This is a genomic window from uncultured Muriicola sp. (assembly GCF_947258935.1).
Lineage (GTDB): Bacteria > Bacteroidota > Bacteroidia > Flavobacteriales > Flavobacteriaceae > Muriicola.
In genome coordinates, this window is the sequence record NZ_CAMYKH010000139.1 from 1 (window position 1) to 3,232 (window position 3,232).

At 38.2% G+C, this 3,232-nt stretch carries 1 protein-coding gene; it reads right to left on the minus strand.

The window, feature by feature from the left end; genetic code table 11:
• Nucleotides 1-1,811: 1,811 nt before the first annotated feature.
• The gene (locus Q0X72_RS13660; RefSeq protein ID WP_297766540.1) at nt 1,812-2,498 is read right to left on the minus strand and encodes a hypothetical protein; all 687 of its coding nucleotides are present in this window, start codon (nt 2,496-2,498) and stop codon (nt 1,812-1,814) included.
• Nucleotides 2,499-3,232 lie beyond the last annotated feature (734 nt).

Below are 3,232 nucleotides of genomic sequence, written 5' to 3' on the forward strand. Positions count from 1 at the left end.
ACTGCATCAATCTATGTTATTTGTTTAACCCTGAACCGTGAACCCTGAACCTTTGAACCTCTCTCTTATCATGGCACCATCTGATTTTGGTTAGCGCATTTAAATCTATGGTTGATTGTTTAACATCGCAGTCCTTTTTAAGTCAATCATTGAAAAATCCGAATGATTATATGTCACATCCGTCTTTTCTTCACCCTAATAACAAAAAATCTGTCAAAAGTGTGGGCCTGACCCTATTCCTATTCATTCCTTCATATCAATCAGAGCGTTATTCACTATTCAAAATTTGACACCAATCCCAGCATTGGGAAAACTTGTAGATATGTCTGGTATCTGTAATTTTTTCAGGCGAAACAAATTGCCGTTATGTTGGAGATATGTTGTTAGTTTTATTATTCTGCATATTAGACCCAATTTCTAAATCCATTGCTTAGCCTTTCATAAAAGTATACCCAGTCAACAAAGCCAGCAACCCAGGCAAGGACCCAGAAAAACCACGATTCGTCGTACAAATCAACTTGAAACACGGGAAGGAAAATCTGTACGATACCGAAAAAAATACCAGCCATAATGATAGCAACAAGTGGACTAATAATGAACCAAACTGTTGGATCATAACTTAGAGGTTGCCTTATTCTAATGTTCGGAAGTCGTATGTACATACTAACAAGACAACCAACTAATCCCATTAACAACACAGAATAAGGAATATTGAAACTGGGAAGTATTATAGCATCAGTGATAGAAAATAAAATAAAACTCATAAGTGCAATTAGAGTATACGAAAATATGACTATTGAAACGTTTCGCTGCATTCAATATCTGTCCACATCGCTGACAATTCCTGTTCAATCTTAGATAAGTTCCCGCTTTCGTATACTTCTTCCCTCATCTGTAAAAGTTTAAGGCGGTTTTTTATCCCCTGTCTATCTATTCTCTGATTTTCTATTCTTTTTCTATATTTATCTATTTTTTGAATAATCTTCTGCCGATTCGCAGATCTTACGGTACTATGTATGTCGGGCATTGGGTCCCGGTCACTTCTTAAGACCATCTCATTCCCATTGGACTTGAAATAGCTTGTCGGAAATTTTCTCTCCATTTATTTCCTTAACTCCTCAATGCTTTTTTACGTTTATCTTTGTTTTTGGGTACTGAAAACAATAGTCCCTTTTCCCCAATAACAAAAGCCAAACCACCCTTAAGGCAACCCGGCTATTATCTAAAAGACACTTTGCATCGTTCCCATCCCCCTTGACGGGTTTTACTTTGTGTTATGTGCTTAAAGCATTGCCATTTCTGACCCTGCGTTGCTCTTTGACAATTTAACCCAGACGGTTGTCTAAGCTGAAATGGCAATTTTGTTATACCTAAATCTCACAAGCAGGCTTACCAGGGAGGTGGCTCAATTGTCAGGTTCCTCGTTTTGACTTTTCGCGCTACTTTATGTTTTGTCCTGCTTGAATCCAATAACGACCCAATAAGTTGACCTGACTAATATAAATGGGATGAGGAACCAAAAAACAAGACCTACTAAGATAAGCAGCCATTCCTCGCCATATTTAATGCGAGTAAATGAATGGGTATCGATTAGAATATAGAGAAACCATGCAAATGCTCCCAGGCCGCCAGTCAAAATTGATAATCGATGTATACCCTCAGATTTTTGCTTCATCGTTTACCCCTGCTTATGATTTGTATGTAAGTATAGCAAAACAAAAGCCCTCCTCTATTGAGAAATGGGATTTTGCTGAATCCATATGCAACCTCGGTTGAGCATTAAAAGAAGCTATTTCTTCATGAATAATTTTTTACCTCCCATTCCCACCAGTCCAATCAAGCCGGTGCCTAATAGGATCAGGTTCTTGGATTTCGGGATACCGGATCAGGCTATGTTCCATGATTCCGTTCTTATAGATAAATGAGCCAGATCCACCGGCTGTGGAAAAGCCTACTGCATGACCGCTATCATTGATTGCGTTAGCCCATGTTCTCAAACCCAGTTTATCCAGAGGTGTAACAGTTCCATTTTTTTCTAAAATGAATGCTTTTTGAAAATAACTGTCACTGGTATCGTTGATTAGCACCTGTCCGTTATTGTTAATGCTTGATGCGTAGGCATCGGTATCTTTAAACTCATCAATTATCTGTATATGATTGTCTTTATAAATAAATGCTCTCGGCTCGTAGATATTAAACTGGGAGCGGCCAACTATCTGCCCCTTATCATTGATATCATATGGCTGACCGCTTTGGCCTATGAATCCTAAATGGTTTATATTACCGTCTTCGTATATGAATAAATTGTTGCCTAGTTCACTTGGGGAAGTTGAGTAACCAGCTATTTTCCCCTTATTGTTGATGGCAAAAGTATAATTACCTGAACCGAGATCTGTAAGCGAAAATAATTGACTGGATATCGCTGAATTTGGAATTCCAATGAGCTGAATTAAGAAAAGTAGAATTGCCAATAAACAAAAGCATAGGTTATCTTTCATATTATCCTCGCTTTCCACCAATAAAAATAGCCAAACCACCTTTTAAAGGCGACTCGGCTATTTTCTTCAAGACACTTTGCATTATTCCCATCCCCCCGATGGGTTTTGCTTTGTGCTATGTGCTTAGAGCATACTTATCCATCATTTATTAAAGCAATAAAAATGCCAAAAAAGTCACATGCCCAGATTTTACTAAATATCAGGCAGTTAGGAAAAATTCAACCAAGTAGACACGGCAGCTTTTGTGAAATAAATACCCCAACACTTATGCAGAACCTTTCATATTGGGAAAAACAGGTAATACAAAGTCACATTATTGCGTTCCCCACGGGTGTGGGGATTAAATGTTATGCTCCTATTTTCAAGAGACAGAGCAGTAAGGGCAGTGATTTACGGTGATTATGTGGGGAATAGTGTGGGGAGCTGATAATTTGAAAATAAAAAGAGGTTACCAATTTTGGGTAACCTTTTGAATTTAGTGGCGGGGACGAAGGGAGTCGAACCCTCGACCTCCGGCGTGACAGCCTAATTGATTCTTTAGCTATTTAGATTTATATGGATTTATAACGAATTTGGGACGGGATCGGACGGGATCGGGGACGTTCTTAACTTTTCAACTTAATTCCTGAAATCAGATAGGAAGTTCAAAAGTATAATACGTCCCCTATTTCCTAATGTGGAACCTGGATCGCATCTTAAATATTGAATATCCATAATTTACTTTTGTGAAATAC